The 16,878-nt window shown below is 44.4% G+C and carries 12 protein-coding genes; 10 read left to right on the top strand and 2 right to left on the bottom strand.

All coding sequences use genetic code 11. The annotated features are described in order from the left end of the window. Positions 1–6 precede the first annotated feature (6 nt). The 9 genes from MKY54_RS20670 to MKY54_RS20630 all read left to right on the top strand — a co-directional run bounded on the left by MKY54_RS20670 (position 7) and on the right by MKY54_RS20630 (position 13,672). Positions 7–693 (top strand): hypothetical protein, encoded by a 687-nt coding sequence (locus MKY54_RS20670; protein ID WP_076130804.1) that lies wholly within the window; start codon positions 7–9, stop codon positions 691–693. Next, positions 686–1,357, top strand: coding sequence for a hypothetical protein (locus MKY54_RS20665; protein ID WP_076278768.1), 672 nt, complete (start codon positions 686–688; stop codon positions 1,355–1,357). Before MKY54_RS20670 ends, MKY54_RS20665 begins: the two co-directional genes overlap by 8 nt. Positions 1,358–1,397: 40 nt before the next feature. Then, entirely contained in the window at positions 1,398–2,945 is a 1,548-nt protein-coding gene (locus MKY54_RS20660) for an MDR family MFS transporter (RefSeq protein ID WP_339187780.1), read from the top strand. Positions 2,946–4,928: 1,983 nt separating this feature from the next. Continuing rightward, entirely contained in the window at positions 4,929–5,888 is a 960-nt protein-coding gene (locus tag MKY54_RS20655; protein WP_076130774.1) for an ABC transporter permease subunit, read from the top strand. Between the two features lie 17 nt (positions 5,889–5,905). Then, positions 5,906–6,802, top strand: a complete 897-nt coding sequence (locus tag MKY54_RS20650) for a carbohydrate ABC transporter permease (protein ID WP_036685756.1) — start codon at positions 5,906–5,908, stop codon at positions 6,800–6,802. A gap of 91 nt (positions 6,803–6,893) precedes the next feature. After that, positions 6,894–8,729 carry an extracellular solute-binding protein gene (locus MKY54_RS20645; RefSeq protein ID WP_076187499.1) on the top strand — a complete coding sequence of 612 codons (1,836 nt, stop codon included), beginning with the start codon at positions 6,894–6,896 and terminating at the stop codon, positions 8,727–8,729. Positions 8,730–8,863: 134 nt separating this feature from the next. After that, a complete protein-coding gene (locus MKY54_RS20640) occupies positions 8,864–10,609 on the top strand; it encodes a sensor histidine kinase (protein WP_076130772.1) in 1,746 nt (581 codons plus the stop codon). Further along, a complete protein-coding gene (locus MKY54_RS20635; protein ID WP_339187779.1) occupies positions 10,602–12,008 on the top strand; it encodes a response regulator in 1,407 nt (468 codons plus the stop codon). Before MKY54_RS20640 ends, MKY54_RS20635 begins: the two co-directional genes overlap by 8 nt. Next, a complete protein-coding gene (locus MKY54_RS20630; protein WP_339187776.1) occupies positions 12,005–13,672 on the top strand; it encodes an extracellular solute-binding protein in 1,668 nt (555 codons plus the stop codon). Before MKY54_RS20635 ends, MKY54_RS20630 begins: the two co-directional genes overlap by 4 nt. Before the next feature lie 53 nt (positions 13,673–13,725). On the opposite strand, the gene MKY54_RS20625 is transcribed toward MKY54_RS20630, so the two are convergent. After that, on the bottom strand, positions 13,726–14,145 hold the full coding sequence (locus MKY54_RS20625) for a MarR family winged helix-turn-helix transcriptional regulator (protein WP_076130769.1): 420 nt from the start codon (positions 14,143–14,145) through the stop codon (positions 13,726–13,728). Positions 14,146–14,309: 164 nt separating this feature from the next. On the opposite strand from MKY54_RS20625, the gene MKY54_RS20620 reads away from it, so the two are divergent. Further along, complete coding sequence (locus MKY54_RS20620; RefSeq protein ID WP_076278765.1) at positions 14,310–15,770, top strand: MFS transporter; 1,461 nt, start codon at positions 14,310–14,312, stop codon at positions 15,768–15,770. A gap of 33 nt (positions 15,771–15,803) precedes the next feature. Here the strand turns inward: MKY54_RS20620 and MKY54_RS20615 are convergent, their stop codons facing one another. Continuing rightward, complete coding sequence (locus MKY54_RS20615) at positions 15,804–16,871, bottom strand: glycoside hydrolase family 99-like domain-containing protein (RefSeq protein WP_312151268.1); 1,068 nt, start codon at positions 16,869–16,871, stop codon at positions 15,804–15,806. Positions 16,872–16,878: the final 7 nt, after the last annotated feature.

Below are 16,878 nucleotides of genomic sequence, written 5' to 3'. Positions count from 1 at the left end.
AGTGTAATGGACAAACGAGAGCTGCCGGATCTGATTATAAACGGAGTCAGCGGGGGGGCCGGAGGTACTTATAACAGCGTGCGAATCGATGGTGTAGGCAAAGTAACGGGACCCATCGTGACGCGAATTTTTAAAGGAAACGGGCATATGAATTTGAAGAATGATCTCTCGGCGGAAGAAGCGGAATGCAATGGAACGATGAAAGTGCTGGGCCATTTGCGTTTTAACTCCCTAAAAGTGGACGGAATGATTACTGTCGGGGAGAGCATTCGGGGAGAAAGCTGCACACTTCATGGAATGCTGAATATCAAGGGTGATTGTGAGCTTGAGGATTTTGCGGGGGAAGGAAGCTTTAGTGTCGGAGGTTTACTTAGTGCAGGACATGTAGACTTCAAACTGCAAGGGCAGGGAAAGGCGCATGAAATTGGTGTGGAGAGTCTAGTGATCCGGCAAACGAATAGTGGAGTCTGGAGCAAAATGTTAAGTGGAATCATCCCTAAATTAAGATCGGAGCTGCGGGCTCGGACTATTGAAGGAGATTTTATTGATTTGGAATATACAACGGCTGATGTTATCAGGGGCAATATTGTGATTGTAGGTCCAGGCTGTACTGTCGAACGGATAGAGTATCGTGATCAGATTACAGTACATCCTGAAGCAAAGGTTGGAAAGGTGGAGAAGATCGGTGACTGAAGAAACAATTCGGAGTAATTTGAAAATAATGGGCACAACGACCTCCGCGGGAGGCTTTTTTCGGGATATTAAGGTTACTGGGGAAGGTCATTTTGCAGGGGATGTAGATTGTGAGAAGCTGAGCCTGACTGGAAATGCCAGGGTAGATGGAAACCTGCTAATGACCAAAATGAAAATAACCGGTGAGATGACACTTATGGGTAATCTTGAAGGGGATTCCTTGCGGGGGCAGGGGGAAATTAAAGCAGCCTCCGTAAAAATCGACGATATTCATCTTAACGGTAATTTGGAGGTTAATGGTGATTGTGAAGGTGAACATCTGCGTATTTCGGGCGCTCTCAATGTGGCAGGACTGCTAAGTGCGGAGCAACTGGAGATCAATTTATATGGTCTAAGTAGAGCGAAAGAGGTTGGAGGCAGTGCTTTAACGATCAAAAAAAGCAAGACCGGAAAATTCCTGCATTTGATGAAGCAGAATCCTAAAGTGCTTTTTGAGGCTGGGCTCATTGAAGGCGATACGATAGAGCTGAATAATACAAAAGCAAATATTGTCAGAGGAGATCGGGTAATCATCGGTGTGGACTGTGAGATTGATACTGTGGAATACCGTAGTGCTTTGGAGATTCACAAGAATGCAATAGTGAGGCATCAAGTAAAGCTGTAACACATAGTTATAGATCTTTTGACAATGGGGAGTGGAATAAATGAGTGCTGCCAAAGCGCCCAATCTGGGCATTGTAATCGCAGGTCTGCTGTTGGGAATACTGATGGCCTCCATGGACAGCACCATCGTTGCTACAGCAATGGGCAATATTGTTGGGGAACTAGGCGGTATGGACAAATTTGTCTGGGTAACATCAGCTTATCTCGTAGCTGAGATGGCGGGGATGCCTATCTTTGGCAAGCTGTCTGATATGTATGGGCGTAAAAAGTTTTTTGTTTTTGGGATTATTGTATTTATGGCGGGTTCAGCGCTTTGCGGGACGGCAGATACGATTACTCAGCTGGCTGCTTATCGGGCGATTCAGGGAATTGGAGGCGGCGCGCTAGTGCCGATTGCTTTTGCCATAATGTTCGACGCCGTACCGCTGGAGACACGGGGCAAGCTGGGCGGTGCATTTGGTGCGGTATTTGGATTATCGAGTATTTTTGGTCCATTGCTAGGCGCGTATATCACCGATCATATTGCTTGGCAGTGGATATTTTATATTAACTTACCGCTTGGACTGTTGGCTTTTGTGATGATCGTTTTCTTTTATAAAGAGTCACATGAGCATTCCAAACAACCTATTGATTGGCTGGGTGCGGGCACATTGCTGGGCTCTGTCATCTGCTTAATGTTTGCGTTGGAGCTGGGTGGAAAAGAATACGCTTGGGGCTCATCGATGATCCTCGGCTTATTTGCAGCTTTTGCTATATTGGCGGCAGTGTTCCTTTTTGTAGAGACGAGAGCGAAAGAGCCGATCATTTCCTTTGCGTTATTCAAAAAAAGACTGTACGCCGTCAGCATTCTGTGCGCGCTATTTAGTGGTGCTGCATTTATCGTGGCTTCCGTATATATCCCGATCTTTATCCAAGGTGTATTAGGGGGTTCGGCTACCAATTCAGGACTTGTCCTGCTGCCGATGATGGTCGGCTCAGTAATTACCGCCACAACGGGAGGATTCCTGATGGCAAAAACCAGTTACCGCAATCTGCTGATTCCTACGTTTGTACTTTTGGTGATCGGCACAGGACTGGTAGCAACGCTTACTCCGGAAGCTTCACGTCTTTTGGTTACCTTGTATATGATTTTAATCGGATTAGGCATTGGCGCTTCCTTCTCTGTGTTAAGCACGGCAGCCATTCATGGTCTGACTGCGCAGCAACGCGGCTCCGCCAGCGCAACACTGAATTTCATTCGTTCGCTTGGCATGACCATCGGAATAACCACATTTGGCATTATTCAAAGCCATTATTTCTCGGGCAGTCTAACTAAGTTGCTCACAGCAAATGGAGGAGGAGCTGCTTCTGCGGGGGCTGCTGGGGTTATGGATTTTAAAGATCCGCATTCCCTGCTGTCGCCTGAGACTAGAGCACTCATTCCACCGGAAATTTTGAGCAAAATTACGGAGGGACTTTCCTCTTCCATTGCGAACACCTTCGCTTGGGCGGTTATTCCTGCTGCGTTAGCTTTGCTGGCCTCCTTTTTTATGGGGCGCCAGAAAATGGATGCCTCCGCGGAGGGGAAAGTTCAGACGCCCGGGCATTAGGCTGTGGCGAAAGGCGCGGGCATTCGAATGACGAGCGGAATGTAGTGCGCATTATGCGGAATGCAGTGAATTGGTTGTAAACAAACTAGGGTTGTAAAGTGATGGAGCAGCTTCTCATTTGAGAGGCTGCTTTTTTATGTGTGGTTGGGAGTACAAATGAGCATGAACCCTCGAAGTAAGGGAGCTGAGTTCGAAGGTTGAGTAAATGCGATGAATTCTGGAAATAAGAGCATCTGAGTCCGATAGCATGAGGGAATGCGATGAATTCAAGAATGAGTCCGATAGCAGGTGGGAATGCGATGAATTCAAGAATGAGTCAGACTGCATGAGGGAGTGCGCTGAATTCCGGAAATAAGTGCAACTGAGTCCTCTAGCATGAGCAAATGCGATGAACCCAAGAATGAGTCCGATAGCATGAGGGAATGCGATGTATTCTCGAGAAAAGTGTGCCTAAGAATGATGGGTGGAGTGTTGCGGACTGTATAGTCGCTATTGCTGATTTTTAAGCTACTTTGCCGTAGTTTCGGACTGTATAGCTCTTATCGGCATGCATATGCTCGTATTAGGGCTATATTTGTGTGAATAGCTGCGCCTGAGTCCGATAGCACGAGAAAATGTGTTGAAACCCGGAAATAAGTGCACCTGGGTCCGACAGCATGAGCAAATGTGATGAATTCTCGATAGAAGTGTGCCTAAGAATGATGGGTGGAGTGTTGCGGACCGTAGAGTCGCTATTGCTGATTTTTGAGCTACTTAGCCGTAGTTTCGGACTGTATAGCTCTTATCGGCATGCATTTGCTCTTATTTGGACTATATTTGAGTGAATAGCTGCACCTGAGTCCGATAGCACGAGAAAATGTGTTGAATTCCGGAAATAAGTGCATCTGAGTCCGATAGCATGAGCAAATGTGATGAATCCAAGAATGAGTCAGACAGTATGAGGGAATGCGATGAATTCTCGAGAGAAGAGTGCCTGATTTCGCTGCATGAAGTGTGTTGCGGACCGTAGAGTCGCTATTGCTGATTTTTGAGCTACTTTGCCGTAGTTTCGGACTGTATAGCTCTTATCGGCATGCATATGCTCGTATTTGGGCTATATTTGTGTGGATAGCTGCACCTGAGTCCGATAGCACGAGGAAAAGCGATGAATTCCGGAAATAAGTGCATCTGTGTCCGATAGCGTGAGCAAATGTGATGGATCCAAGAATGAGTTCGACAGCGTGAGGGAAAGCGATGGATACGTGATAGTAGGGTGCCCAAGAATGATGGATGGAGTGTAGCGGACCGTATAGTCACTATTACTGATTTTTGAGCTACTTTGCCGTAGTTTCGGACTGTATAGCTCTTATCGGCATGAATTTGCTCATATTTGGACTATATTTGAGTGAATAGCTGCACCTGAGTCCGATAGCACGAGGAAAAGCGCTGAATTCCGGAAATAAGTGCATCTGGGTCCGATGCCAAAACTATGAAGTGTGAAAGACCATACAGATGAAGAGGACAAAGCGCACCATAGTTGATGTAGCGGACGAAGAGGACAAAGCGCACCATAGTTGATGTAACAGACGAAGAGGACAAAGCGCACCATAGTTGATATAACGGACGAAGAGGACAAAGCGCACTATAGTTGATGTAGCAGACGAAGAGGACAAAGCGCACCACAGTTGATGTGGCAGACGAAGAGGACAAAGCGCACCATAGTTGATGTAGCAGACATAGCGACCCTTAACAAAGCATATCCATCAGCGGCAGGATGACGGGAATTCCCTGTCATCCTGCCGCTTTTTATAAGCCAAAAGGCATGTAGGCTCTCCATCACTAGACCTACAGCGATTAGGTAGAAAATGGTCGAAATAGATGCGAATTTGGTTCACAAGCATCAGACGGTTCTCCAGTGAGGCCGTTCTGTGTTCTATCTCGTCATACGTAAAGGTTCTGATACTATGAAAACGTAATCAAAATATGGGTATAGGAGATTCCGACATGGGGGTACCTTCTGGTGAATTACTTCCCAGCGTCGATCCGGTTCATCGATCCCGCTGGAAGATGAAGAACAAGCATAAGTTGTTCTTCATGGCTTTTCCGTTTCTTGTTGTCACCTTTATTTTCTATTATCTGCCGATCAGCGGATGGATTTATGCATTTTATGATTTCATTCCCGGAATCCCGTTGTCTGACACGCCATATGTCGGGTTGAAATGGTTCAAGACGATTGTATCCAATCCAACACAGACCGCAGAGGTTGTGCGCGTGCTGAAGAACACTCTTGCCATGAGTTCACTTGGACTAATCACCTCGATATTTCCAGTGATTTTTGCGATCTTCCTGACCGAAATTAAGTCAGGCTGGTATCGCAAGATGGTGCAGACGCTAACCACGATTCCGAACTTTATCAGCTGGATTCTGGTATATGCATTGGCCTTCTCGTTGTTTTCCGTTGATAACGGGGTCATCACACACATTTTAGTGCAGCTTGGAATCGTTGATGAGGGTTATAACTTTTTAGCCTCCAGCTCAAATATTTGGGTCACGATGATCATTTGGTATTGGTGGAAATCGTTAGGCTGGGGTGCCATTCTCTATCTTGCTGCAATCGCAGGCATTGATCAGGAGTTGTATGAAGCCGTAGAGGTGGATGGTGCAAGCCGGTTCCGTAAAATCTGGCATATTACCATTCCGGGTCTTATCCCAACCTTCTTTGTCCTACTGCTGCTCTCCATAGGTAACTTGGTCAATAACGGGATGGAGCAGTACTTTGCCTTTCAAAATGCGATGAATAAAGATTCCATAGAAGTGCTGGATCTTTATGTATACAATATTGCGTTTGCTAACAACTTTCCGTTTGCCACAGCTGTCAGTATGCTGAAGTCGGTCGTCAGTGTAATTCTACTGTTCGCGGCAAACACATTATCCAAGATGGTGCGTGACGAATCTATCATTTAAGGCAGGGGTGATCCCATTTGAGAAAGAAAAAACTAACTTCTGGAGAATTAATCTTTCAAATTATTATCTACACACTCTTTGGATTGTTCACCCTGTCATGCATTTATCCATTCTACTATTTGTTCATTAATACGATCAGTTCGAATGATCTTAGCGCAGCAGGGTATATCAAATTTTATCCAAGGCAGATCCATTTTGATAACTATAGTAAGGTTCTAAGAATCAGTGGTTTAGGCCATGCGGCGACAGTCTCTATTTATAGAACAGTTGTTGGTACTTTGCTCACCGTTGGATCTTCGGCATTTCTTGGGTACTTGTTCACCAAAAAGGAAATGTGGGGCCGGAGTATTTGGTACCGCAGTGTTGTAGTTACGATGTATTTCAGCGCAGGGCTGATCCCATGGTATATCACCATGCATAACTTGCATCTGACTAATAATTACCTGGCTTATATTTTGCCAACCATTATTACTCCTTTTAATATCATTTTGGTCAAAACCTTCGTCGAGGCTATTCCTCCCTCACTTGAGGAGTCGGCGTCAATGGATGGAGCAGGTTACTTCCGGGTGTTCTGGAGTATCATTGTTCCTCTTACGACACCTATCTTGGCTACGATTACGATTTTCTCAGCGGTGAATCAGTGGAATGCCTTTATTGATACGGCGTTTCTGATGACAGATACGAAATACTTTACGCTCCAGTTCTTATTATGGCGTTATTTGAACGAATCCAGCTCGCTCGCAGCCTTAATTCGTAATTCGCCAGATATGGCCGCTAGTGCAGCGAATATGCAGACTCCAACCTCAGTGCGGATGACTGTAACGATGATCGTTGTATTGCCAATTTTGATCGTGTATCCGTTTTTCCAACGCTTTTTTGTCAAAGGAATTATGATCGGTGCGGTTAAAGGCTGATGGGTGGCCGCTCTGGACTAGAACTGGGTTTTCCTCTGTTATAAGCAGAGTTGAACTATAAGTGAAGAGATGAAAGGGAGGGTATAAAGCAATGAGATTAAGAAGAGCATCGCTTGTCATGCTATCCGTAATCCTGGTCTTCGTTCTTGCAGCATGTGGCGGAGGGAATAATACGGCTAACTCGGGCAAAAACACGAGCACAGAGAAACCTACGTCGGCTGCCACGAATGCCCCGGCGGAAGAGACAGCAGCACCGGATGACGGAGCGCTTGATCATTCCAAGCCGCTGAAGCTGACTGTATTCTCAACAACCGCTAACTATGCCGGTCCACAGACCGGATGGTTTGCAAAAATCATCAAGGATAAGTTCAACATCGAAATGGAGATTGTAGCTTCAAACCTAACTGGTGGAGATACCAAAATCTCTGCAATGATGGCTTCCGGAGATCTTGGAGATATCATCATTTTCGGTGACGACAAGAACCACTATCCAAACGCCATCAAAGGAAAGCTGCTCTTGGACTGGACACAGGACGGTCTTTTGGACAAATACGGAAAAGACATTTCTAGCACTTTTCCAAAAGCTATTGAGAAAGCAAAGGTAGCTTTTGGCGGTGGATCATCAGTCTTTGGTATGGGGAACAGCGTAGCTTCTAATCCATCCGGACCCTCTGAAGGAAAAGATATGACTTGGGGTCCAGACCTGCGCTTTGATCTTTACCAACAAATTGGAGCGCCAGAAATTACAAAGATTGAAGATTATCTGCCTGTGCTGAAAAAAATGCAAGAGCTCGAGCCTAAGAATGAACAAGGCAAAAAAACCTATGCTTTCTCGATGTGGTCTGATTGGGATGGCAACTATAAAATGACATTGGCTAAACAGTTCGCAAACATGATGGGCTATGACGAAATTCCTGATACTGCTGTGTATGTTAAGGCAGATGAAGAAAAGTATTATGACTTCTTATCCGAAGATAGCTGGTACATGAAGTCGCTCAAACTGTATTTTGAAGCTAACCAAATGGGGCTGGTTGATCCGGACTCTATGACGCAAAAATTTGACGATGTTGTAGCGAAATACAAAGATGGTCGTCTATTGTTCTCTTGGTTCCCATGGCTTGGAGCTGCTAACTACAATACACCAGAAAGAACAGCCGAAGGTAAAGGTTTTGCGCTGGTTCCGTTCAAAGATGAATTGATGTATTCCACAGGATTCAATGTTTACGGTGGTAACGGTATTATTGCAATCGGCGCAAAAGCTAAGGAACCTGCTAGAATTATGGAATTCATTAACTGGATGTACACACCGGAAGGTGCAATGATTTCTGCAGGAAGTGGTACAGCAGTACCTAACGGACCTCAAGGTCTGACTTGGGATATTGATGCAAACGGCAAACCTGCAGTGACTGATTTTGGTTGGAAAGCTTATACTGATCAACAGAATACTCAAGTTCCTGCTGAATACGGCGGTGGTGACTACTACTATGGCTCCAATCAAATGAACTTCTCGTTTGTGGTTCCGGCGATGGTGAATCCAGAGAATAGTGAGCCATTCGATCATAATCTGTGGACAACAACCCTAGAGCGTAACCCTTCCAAGCTTGATAGTGACTGGAGAGCGAAAATGGGTGTTCTGACTCCTAAGGAGTATTTTGAGAAAAACAATCTATTGGCTGTAGCACCACAAGGCTTCACTGGCAAAGAGCCATTAACCATGGATAAAACAGTGGAACAAAAGAATAAACAAATCGGTACGGTTATTCAACAGATTTCCTGGAAAATGGTCTTTGCTAAAGATCAAGCGGAATACGATAAATTGAATAAAGAAATGCATGATAAGGTAAATGGTCTTGGGTATTCTGAAGTTATGGATTTCTCGATTAAAAAGGCTGAGGAATTGTTCGAGGCCCGTAAAAGCGTTAAATAAACACGGCTAGTAACTATAAAATAAGGCGGGGCGGCGTGGAGGCTGTTCTGCCTTATTCTATTCAATTAAGGATAAATGTGGTATTCTCACATTAATATAAAACGCTTTCAGATAGAAAGAAGAGGATAATCCAGATGGTAAGAGTACCCCTGCGGAGTCATACTCCAGCTGTCAAATCCTTACGCAATACCTTATTTATCTATCTAGTAATCGGAACACTACTTCCGCTTCTCTTAGTAGGATTCGTAACCTACACCTCTATTTACTCCATCCTTTCAGGTAAAATTGGCAACGGGATCAGCGCTAGTCTGAGACAGGAAGCCTCAAGCCTGGAGAATGCCATCGACAATATGGATTTTGCCTCCAAACAGTTTGCTCTGGACGGTCAGATTGTGCAGGAGATGTCCTCATTTATTCAGGAAAAACAAATTTTTCGCAAATCGCAAATGATGAATTCCATCAACCAGAAGATCAATCTAGTCAATTTTACGAACCCTTATATTGGACTTACAGCCTACATTATGCCGGACAGCGATGATCCCGTTCTGTTCACCAACATGAGCGCACGCAGAAATTTTGATATCAGTACATTGCCGTCTTTTATGCGATATAACGGGGCTGACTATTATGGACCACATCCCACTATGTACGCTGTTGGTGATAATCTCGTATTCTCGGAGCAGCGGATTGTCCGTGTGCCGGGCCAGCATAAGCTTTATATTTATTTGGAGACGAATTATAGTTTGTTTCGCAAAATCTTCAATCAGGAGTCCTACGGGATGAAAGTAAATCATCTGCTGGTCAATCAGCAAGGTAATAGTACGAAAGTGATCGATGGCAAACTTCCGCTAAGTATTATTAAAGCTGCGGGAAGCAACTCCAATCTCACCCATGAAACGCTAAGCGGATATCATCTTTTTCGTTACGCGAGTCCTCAGGGCTGGAAGCTTATTGCCGTTGTGAAAAAATCAGAATTCAACAGTGAAATTTATTCTTGGTTTTATAAAATGATCTTACTTGCCTTCTCTACCCTTCTTTTTGCCGGATTTCTGGCTTGGATCATCTGGAGGAAAATTTATGGTCCGTTGCGTAAGGTCAACCTTGAAATCAACCGAATGGCGGAAAATGTCACCGCTCCGGTAGCTTATACGAATGTGGAAGAATTTGATTTCGTGCTTACCAACTTTCAGCAGATGAAAAAACAGGTGAATGAGCTGATTGTTGCGGTTGCCCATAATGAGAAACAGAAAAGCCAATTTGAGATTGAGAAGTTGCTCAGCCAGATCAATCCTCATTTTTTGCATAATACCTTAAATACGGTACAGTGGATGGCCCGGCTAAACGGCCAGAAGGAGATCGACAAGCTGGTCACTCTTCTTGTAAAGGTGCTGCATTATAATCTGGGAAAGCAAAGCATCATTGTTACCATTGGCGAGGAAATTGAAGCGATTCGAAATTATATGGAGCTGCAGCGTATTCGTTATGATTATGAATTTGAATTTAACGTTGAAGCTGATGAGGATGTATTGTCTGTGGCAGTCCCGAGATTTCTGCTTCAGCCTCTGGTGGAGAACTCGATTTATCATGGATTAAGCGATAATGGCAAGGTAGATGTTGAGATAACGAAACATGGTGAAGGAGAGGTTCAGCTATGTGTGAGAGACAATGGCGCTGGGATGGATGCAGATACATTAGATCAGCTGTTATCTGATGATGGAGCGAAAAAACGGGGACTTGGAATTGGTTTTTCATATGTGAACCGGATGCTTAGAACCTATTATGGAGAACAAATGAAGCTAGAGATGTTCAGTAAGCCAGGAGAAGGTACGGTTGTATCCATTGTGATTCCGAGGAAAGGTAAGGAGGACTTCGATGATTAAGGCTGTAGTTGTCGATGACGAGAGACTCGTGCGAAAAGGCTTCATTTCCCTGATCGACTGGTCATCCTTAGGGATTGTTATAGTTGGGGAGGCAGGTGATGGTAAATCTGCTTTGGAGCTGCTTCAACAGCAGGAAGTAGATTTATTATTTGTGGATTTGACCATGCCAGGCATTTCAGGCTTCGAGCTTATTAAAATGGTTAGACAACGGTTCGCAGGCATTCGCTGTGTTGTCCTTACTTGTCATCATGAATTTGACTATGTTCAGGAGGCTATGCGTTTAGGAGCCGTTGACTATATTGTAAAAACACTGCTTGAGATGGAAAATGCGGATGAAACCATCAGACGTCTTGTCGATCGTATTAAATGGGAGGACAATACACGGGATGCTCTGGTTCGTGGGGAAAGTAAACGTATGGCTGCTGATAAGGCTCTGCTGTATTTGCCCCTAAATCATCAATGCAATGAAGAAGAATTATTTCAGCTGTCCAGCGTGAAAAATAATCCGCTCATTACTTTTCATGAGATGTGGATGTCGCCCTTATTACATCGTTTCTCAATAGATGAGAGCAAACGTGAGCTTAAGATCCAGCTATCCGGACGATGGCAGACCGCGCTGATCAGTGGATTGAGAGATCAACCCTTGCAGGAACTGGAGGAACAGCTCACTGCGAAATTACGCCGTATTCTATTTTATCATCCTGAACCTGAGGATTTGACCTCATTGAAATATGAAGACATAAAGAAGGAACCAGCGGCTCCCTATTCAAAACAAGAGGCGGATAATCTGCTGGAGCAAGCACAGAATCTAAAGTGGACAATTGATGGAAATGAGTGGGAGAAATTTGTAGCAAACATACTTCAGCAGAAACCCCGTTCTGATCAGTTTCTGGCGTTTGCACACTCTCTAATACAAAGCTGGAGCTCTTTACTATTAAAGCCTGAAGATGCTGCTCAACTGGAAAGGGACATCTCCCATAATCTGAACTGGTGCTATTGGAAGAACTGGCTGCGGCGATTTTCTGATCATGTGGGACGAAGAATGCTGGAGCTTGGATTAACTAAAGAGGTTATGTCTTGTCTTATTCGCGCAGTTCGTTATATGCAGAGCCATGCAGGTGACAAAATCAATCAGAGCGACGTAGCAGCCGTCATTAATATGAGCCGTGGTTATTTCAGCCAATGTTTCGCTCGTTTTGCCGGAGAGACATTTGGTGAATGTTTACGGGGAATGCGGCTGGAGCTTGCCAAATCACTGCTGCTGGAGACTACTCTTCCCGTCTGTGAGATTGCTTCGCGGTCCGGTTTTGAGGATGATCGTTATTTCAGCAGATTATTCAGAGAACGTATTGGTAAATTACCAAGTGAATTCCGTGCGGAGGGGAAAAACCAAATATGAAATTTTGGAAATCTATCCTCCTAGTGTGTCTGGTCATTGGAATGACATCATGTCGTGACAATATTGGTATTGTAGATTCGGTTGCAAGCCCTCAGGCAGGGGATGAGGCTACTTCTATCGCTTATAGCAAATATGAGGATCCGATTGTGATCCGAGTAGGGTTTAAGGTTCCCGACTCGCGGCTTAATACAGGTGACAGCAACGATAACAATCCAATCACCCGTTATTTAGAGAGCATTACGAATATCAAAGTGGTTCACTCCTGGGAAGCGAAGGGTGAGGATGCTTTTACGCAAAAGGTACAGCTTGCCATTGATAGCAACGATTTGCCTGATGCCATGGTTGTGGATCGTGATCAACTGAAGAAATTAATTGATAATGATATGATTGAAGATTTGACAGAGACTTATAAAATATATGGATCTGAACTTATCAAGGATATGTACAATTCTACAAAGGGGGAGGCATTAGAGGACGCTTCCCGCGATGGTAAACTATATGGATTACCGAATGTAGCTATTGATGCTGACTCTCCCGTGCTGCTCTGGGTACGTCAGGATTGGCTGGAGAAGCTGGAGCTGCGGCCTCCTCAAACTTTTGAAGACATCGAGAAAATTGCCAAAGCTTTTATTGAAAAAGACCCTGATGGAAATGGAAAAAGAGACACCGTCGGTCTAAGCGGCTACAAAAATATTGTATATGGAACTAAACCATTAGTTAATGGTCTGGATGCTGTGTTTAGTGCATTTCACGCTTTCCCCACGAATTGGATTAAGGATAACAACGGCAATATCGTGTATGGCTCCATTACACCAGAGACCAAACAAGCGCTTGCTAAACTTGCTGATTGGTATAAACGCGGGTTGCTGGATCCGGACTTTGCACTATATAAGGAAACTCAGGAGCCTATTATTACAGGTAAATCCGGGATGTTTTTTGGTCCTTGGTGGATGCCTTATTATCCTTTATCAGAGGCAGTGGCTTTGGATACGAAGGCAGAATGGAGAGCATATGCAGCTCCAGTTGACGATTCCGGTAAGTTTGTCGCTCATTTAGCGCCGGTAACAGATCGATATCTTGTTGTGCGTAAAGGGTTTGAACATCCTGAGGCTGTAATCAAGCAATTAAACGTGTTTACAAGACTCGAAAGAAGACAGGATCCTAATCAAGAGGAGGTAAAAAAGCTGGGTGATTTCTCTGCGCAGACAGGCATTCAGCTGCGTGCATATTATCCGTTCGATCTTCTGATAGATTATAGGGATGCGATTGAGAAACATTATGCTGATATCCAGCAGGCTTTGCACGGAAAGATAGACCCGGATACATTAAATTCTGATACCCGGCTCATTTATGATCAATGGGTAGCGGAAACAGAGCAGCCCAAAAAAGATCTAGAAGGCTGGAAAGCAGCGAATGCGTATAAATATGGAGTAGCTGTGTTAACCTCAACTGCTATAGAGGGAGTGCGTGGGGTCTTTTATGGGAACACCCGACTTATGAAGACTAAATGGCCGGAACTGCAGAATCTGGAGAATGAGACGTTCTTAAATATCATTGTGGGTGATTCACCGCTTAGTGATTTTGATGCGTTTGTAGCTAAATGGAAGAGTATGGGCGGAGAAGAGATTACGGAAGAAGTTACTGAGCTTGTAAAGCAAAAGTAAACGTGGGATGCCTCAACAGCCTAATGGCTGTGGGACATCCTTTTTCTTATGTTCTATTCTTCGTTTTTGCTGATTTTTTGCAGCAGGAAATGTAGTTGCTCTACTTCTTCATCGGTTAAATGGCCCACAAGGCTTTTATTAAATTCATCTAAGATGGACTGTAAAACTGGGAAGAAATCGATGGCTTTCGGGGTAGGATATAGAAGGTGAGAGCGTCGATCATTAGGATCGTCTTTGCGCTCGATATATCCCGAGTTCTCTAATTGCTTCACAGAACGTGCTGTAGTTGCTTTATCGAACTTCAATTCGGCAGTTAACTGATCCTGAGTAATGCCTGGCCGAGAGAGAATCAATTTAAGAAAGCTATGCTGTCCACCACTACCGATTCCATAGGGGACAAATTGCTTAACCAGTTTCTTTTGATTTTGACGGTGAAGATGGGAAATTAGCTTCCCGATAGGCTCTCTTGCCAATATAGACACCTCTTTGGGTTATATGTTCGTTCATTTGTTGCCTTGAAATAAAGTGTACAATAAAGTCGTTGCGCACGCAACTAAATTGTTGTACACTGGGTATGGCGAGTTTGGTTGCGTGCGCAACTAAACAGTGATTATTAATATTTAATGAGGTGTTAGTTATGAGTTCTGTAAGTGCAACCTATCAGGAGGATAAAGAAATTCAGAAGAAGCGCTGGATGATCTTAATTGTTCTGAATATTTTTACGTTTATGTCCACCCTTGATGGTAGTATTGTCAATATTGCTCTGCCTGAGCTATCCAAACAACTGAAGCTGCCCATGGCGCAAATCGAATGGGTAACAACAGGATATTTAATGGCGATCTGTGCGGCGATCCTTTTCTTCGGCAAGCTTGGAGATATCGTAGGAAAGATTCGAATTTTTAAGATTGGCACGATTGTATTTGTTATTGGATCTATGCTGTGTGGGCTTAGTGTAAGCTTACCAGCCTTAATTGCTTCGCGCGTAATTCAAGCCTTAGGTGCTTCGATGACCATGGCGAACAGTCAGGGAATTGTTACGGATATCTTTCCTGCCACGGAGCGTGGTAAAGCCCTTGGTTTCATTGGTACATTCGTGTCTCTGGGAAGTATAGCCGGTCCAAGTCTAGGCGGGATTATGGTTTCCACCTTAGGCTGGGAGTATATCTTTTGGGTAAACGTCCCTATTGGCCTGATCGCTATATTTTTTGGATGGAAGGTATTGCCTAAGGATTTAACGAGAGTGAAATCTTCGATTGATGTGCCGGGCAGTTTACTGTTCGCTGTCTTTATCATTACTTTGTTCGCAGGATTATTACTAGGTCAACAGCTTGGATATGGTAACAGCTTAATTGTTACATCAATAATTGTTGCTGTAGTCAGCTTCGTTGCTTTCATATGGATGGAGCTTCGCAGAAAAGAACCGCTGTTGCAGCTGTCATTATTTAAGAATCCGTTGTTTTCTTTAAGTATCTTATGTGGTTTTCTCGTATTTACAGCGAATTTCTGCTTCAATATTATCGCGCCGTTTTATGCACAGAACATGCTTAATTTATCGCCATTCTATGCAGGCTTTTTGTTAATGCTGTTGCCGATATGTATGGTAGTCGTGGCTCCAATGAGTGGAGCGCTATCGGATAAAATAGGCTCGGAATTTTTGACTTTTGCAGGGCTGGTGGTCATGGTTATTGCGCAGTTCGGATTAGCACAGCTTCATGTAGGAAGCTCTGTTGTGCTGGTAGGTGTGTGGATCGCTATGCTGGGGATAGGAAGTGGTTTATTTCAATCGCCGAACAATTCGCTTGTCATGTCTAAGGTACCAAGAACACAGCTTGGTTCTGCGGGTAGTGTCAATTCGTTAGTTCGTAATGTGGGTATGGTTGTCGGCATAACAATTGCTACTACAATTCTTTTTCAAGTGATGAGCAGTAAAGCCGGCTATAGGGTGACAGGGCTAGTTCCTGGTCGGCCAGAGTTATTTATCGAGGGCATGCATGTAGTGTTTGTAACCTCGGCATCGATATGTCTAGTGGCTGCTTTATTAACTGGCTGGAGATTGGTGAGTGCAAGAAGCGCTAGAGTGCAGTCATCGGAAAGATAACATACCATGAAAAAGATCCTTCTGGCGCTACGGCTAAGAAGGATCTTCTTTGTGATGAAACTGTAAGGCTTCCTTAACGGCTTGCAAGTATTGGTATTGATAACGTACATCCGGTTCTAGGTAGGCCCCTTCAGCCCATTCATTCCAGGCGTTGATATAAATATATTCACTTTTGAACATTTTTTTGGCGCGCTCAATTTGTCGTGAAAGGTATTGGCCGAATTTTTGAGGATTAGCGCCTAAGGTGCTTTGTCCGGCAGGGCCTTTACGTGGTGTGTTATCCCAGTTGACAAAGGCTCCCGGATATATGATTTCTCCGTCTCTATGGGGTGTCCGCTCCAACATAGATTCCCATAACTCATCATAATCAATTACGATATGCCTCTGATCCTCCACCTGCTTTGAGCTCCATAAATGCTTAACCCCGCCATGTGCGAATGTGTAATGCGGCTCAAATTCCAGACTGGCATCGAATCCTTGCTCTTTCTTTAGGGGGAAACCGCCCAGTGTCCGGACCAGATGAAGTCCTTTAAGTCCGTTCTGCAGAGCCAATTCGCGCCAATATTGAAGCATTTCTTCACAGTGCGGGATACTAGCAGACCGATAAATGATAAAGACAGGCTTATCCTCCACCCGGATATAACGATCATCTTTGAAGGCTTCCAGTAAAGCATAAAAGTGCATTCGCCAATCCCGTTCTTCTCCGTATTCCTGTGGCATCAGGACATCCTCTTCGGTACCATCCCAGCTACGTGTCCAGGGTTCGTTAGCCCAAGAAAGGCAAAAGGGGAAGTCAGGCTCTTTGCTCGCAAGAATCTGCTGAACCGGTTGTTCCAGTAGCCGCCTGCCATTAAACCAATAGTGATAATAACAAAAACCGTAAATGCCATGAGCCCTTGCCGTCTCTGCCTGCCATTGTTTCACTTTAGGATCCGTTAAATCATAGTAGTAATTATTTAATGGCTTCTTGGGCTGATCATGTTCAGGATAAAGGGCTGCAGCCTTCCTGACATTTGTCCATTCTGTAAAACCCTCACCCCACCAGGAATCGTTCTCTGAGATCTGATGAAACTGAGGCAATACAAAAGCAATGCATTTCAAGTCAGGT

The sequence above is a fragment of the Paenibacillus sp. FSL P2-0121 genome, assembly GCF_037975345.1.
In the GTDB taxonomy this organism is placed as follows: domain Bacteria; phylum Bacillota; class Bacilli; order Paenibacillales; family Paenibacillaceae; genus Paenibacillus_AQ; species Paenibacillus_AQ odorifer.
This window is presented reverse-complemented; position numbering and strand designations above follow the sequence as displayed.

What these genes read in the sequence shown, in the direction of transcription:
- MKY54_RS20660 (WP_339187780.1), top strand. Translation starts at nt 1,398, where the DNA reads ATGAGTGCTGCCAAAGCGCCCAATCTGGGCATTGTAATCGCAGGTCTG.
- MKY54_RS20670 (WP_076130804.1), top strand. Translation starts at nt 7, where the DNA reads ATGGACAAACGAGAGCTGCCGGATCTGATTATAAACGGAGTCAGCGGG.
- MKY54_RS20620 (WP_076278765.1), top strand. Translation starts at nt 14,310, where the DNA reads ATGAGTTCTGTAAGTGCAACCTATCAGGAGGATAAAGAAATTCAGAAG.
- MKY54_RS20635 (WP_339187779.1), top strand. Translation starts at nt 10,602, where the DNA reads ATGATTAAGGCTGTAGTTGTCGATGACGAGAGACTCGTGCGAAAAGGC.
- MKY54_RS20645 (WP_076187499.1), top strand. Translation starts at nt 6,894, where the DNA reads ATGAGATTAAGAAGAGCATCGCTTGTCATGCTATCCGTAATCCTGGTC.
- MKY54_RS20640 (WP_076130772.1), top strand. Translation starts at nt 8,864, where the DNA reads ATGGTAAGAGTACCCCTGCGGAGTCATACTCCAGCTGTCAAATCCTTA.
- MKY54_RS20655 (WP_076130774.1), top strand. Translation starts at nt 4,929, where the DNA reads ATGGGGGTACCTTCTGGTGAATTACTTCCCAGCGTCGATCCGGTTCAT.
- MKY54_RS20630 (WP_339187776.1), top strand. Translation starts at nt 12,005, where the DNA reads ATGAAATTTTGGAAATCTATCCTCCTAGTGTGTCTGGTCATTGGAATG.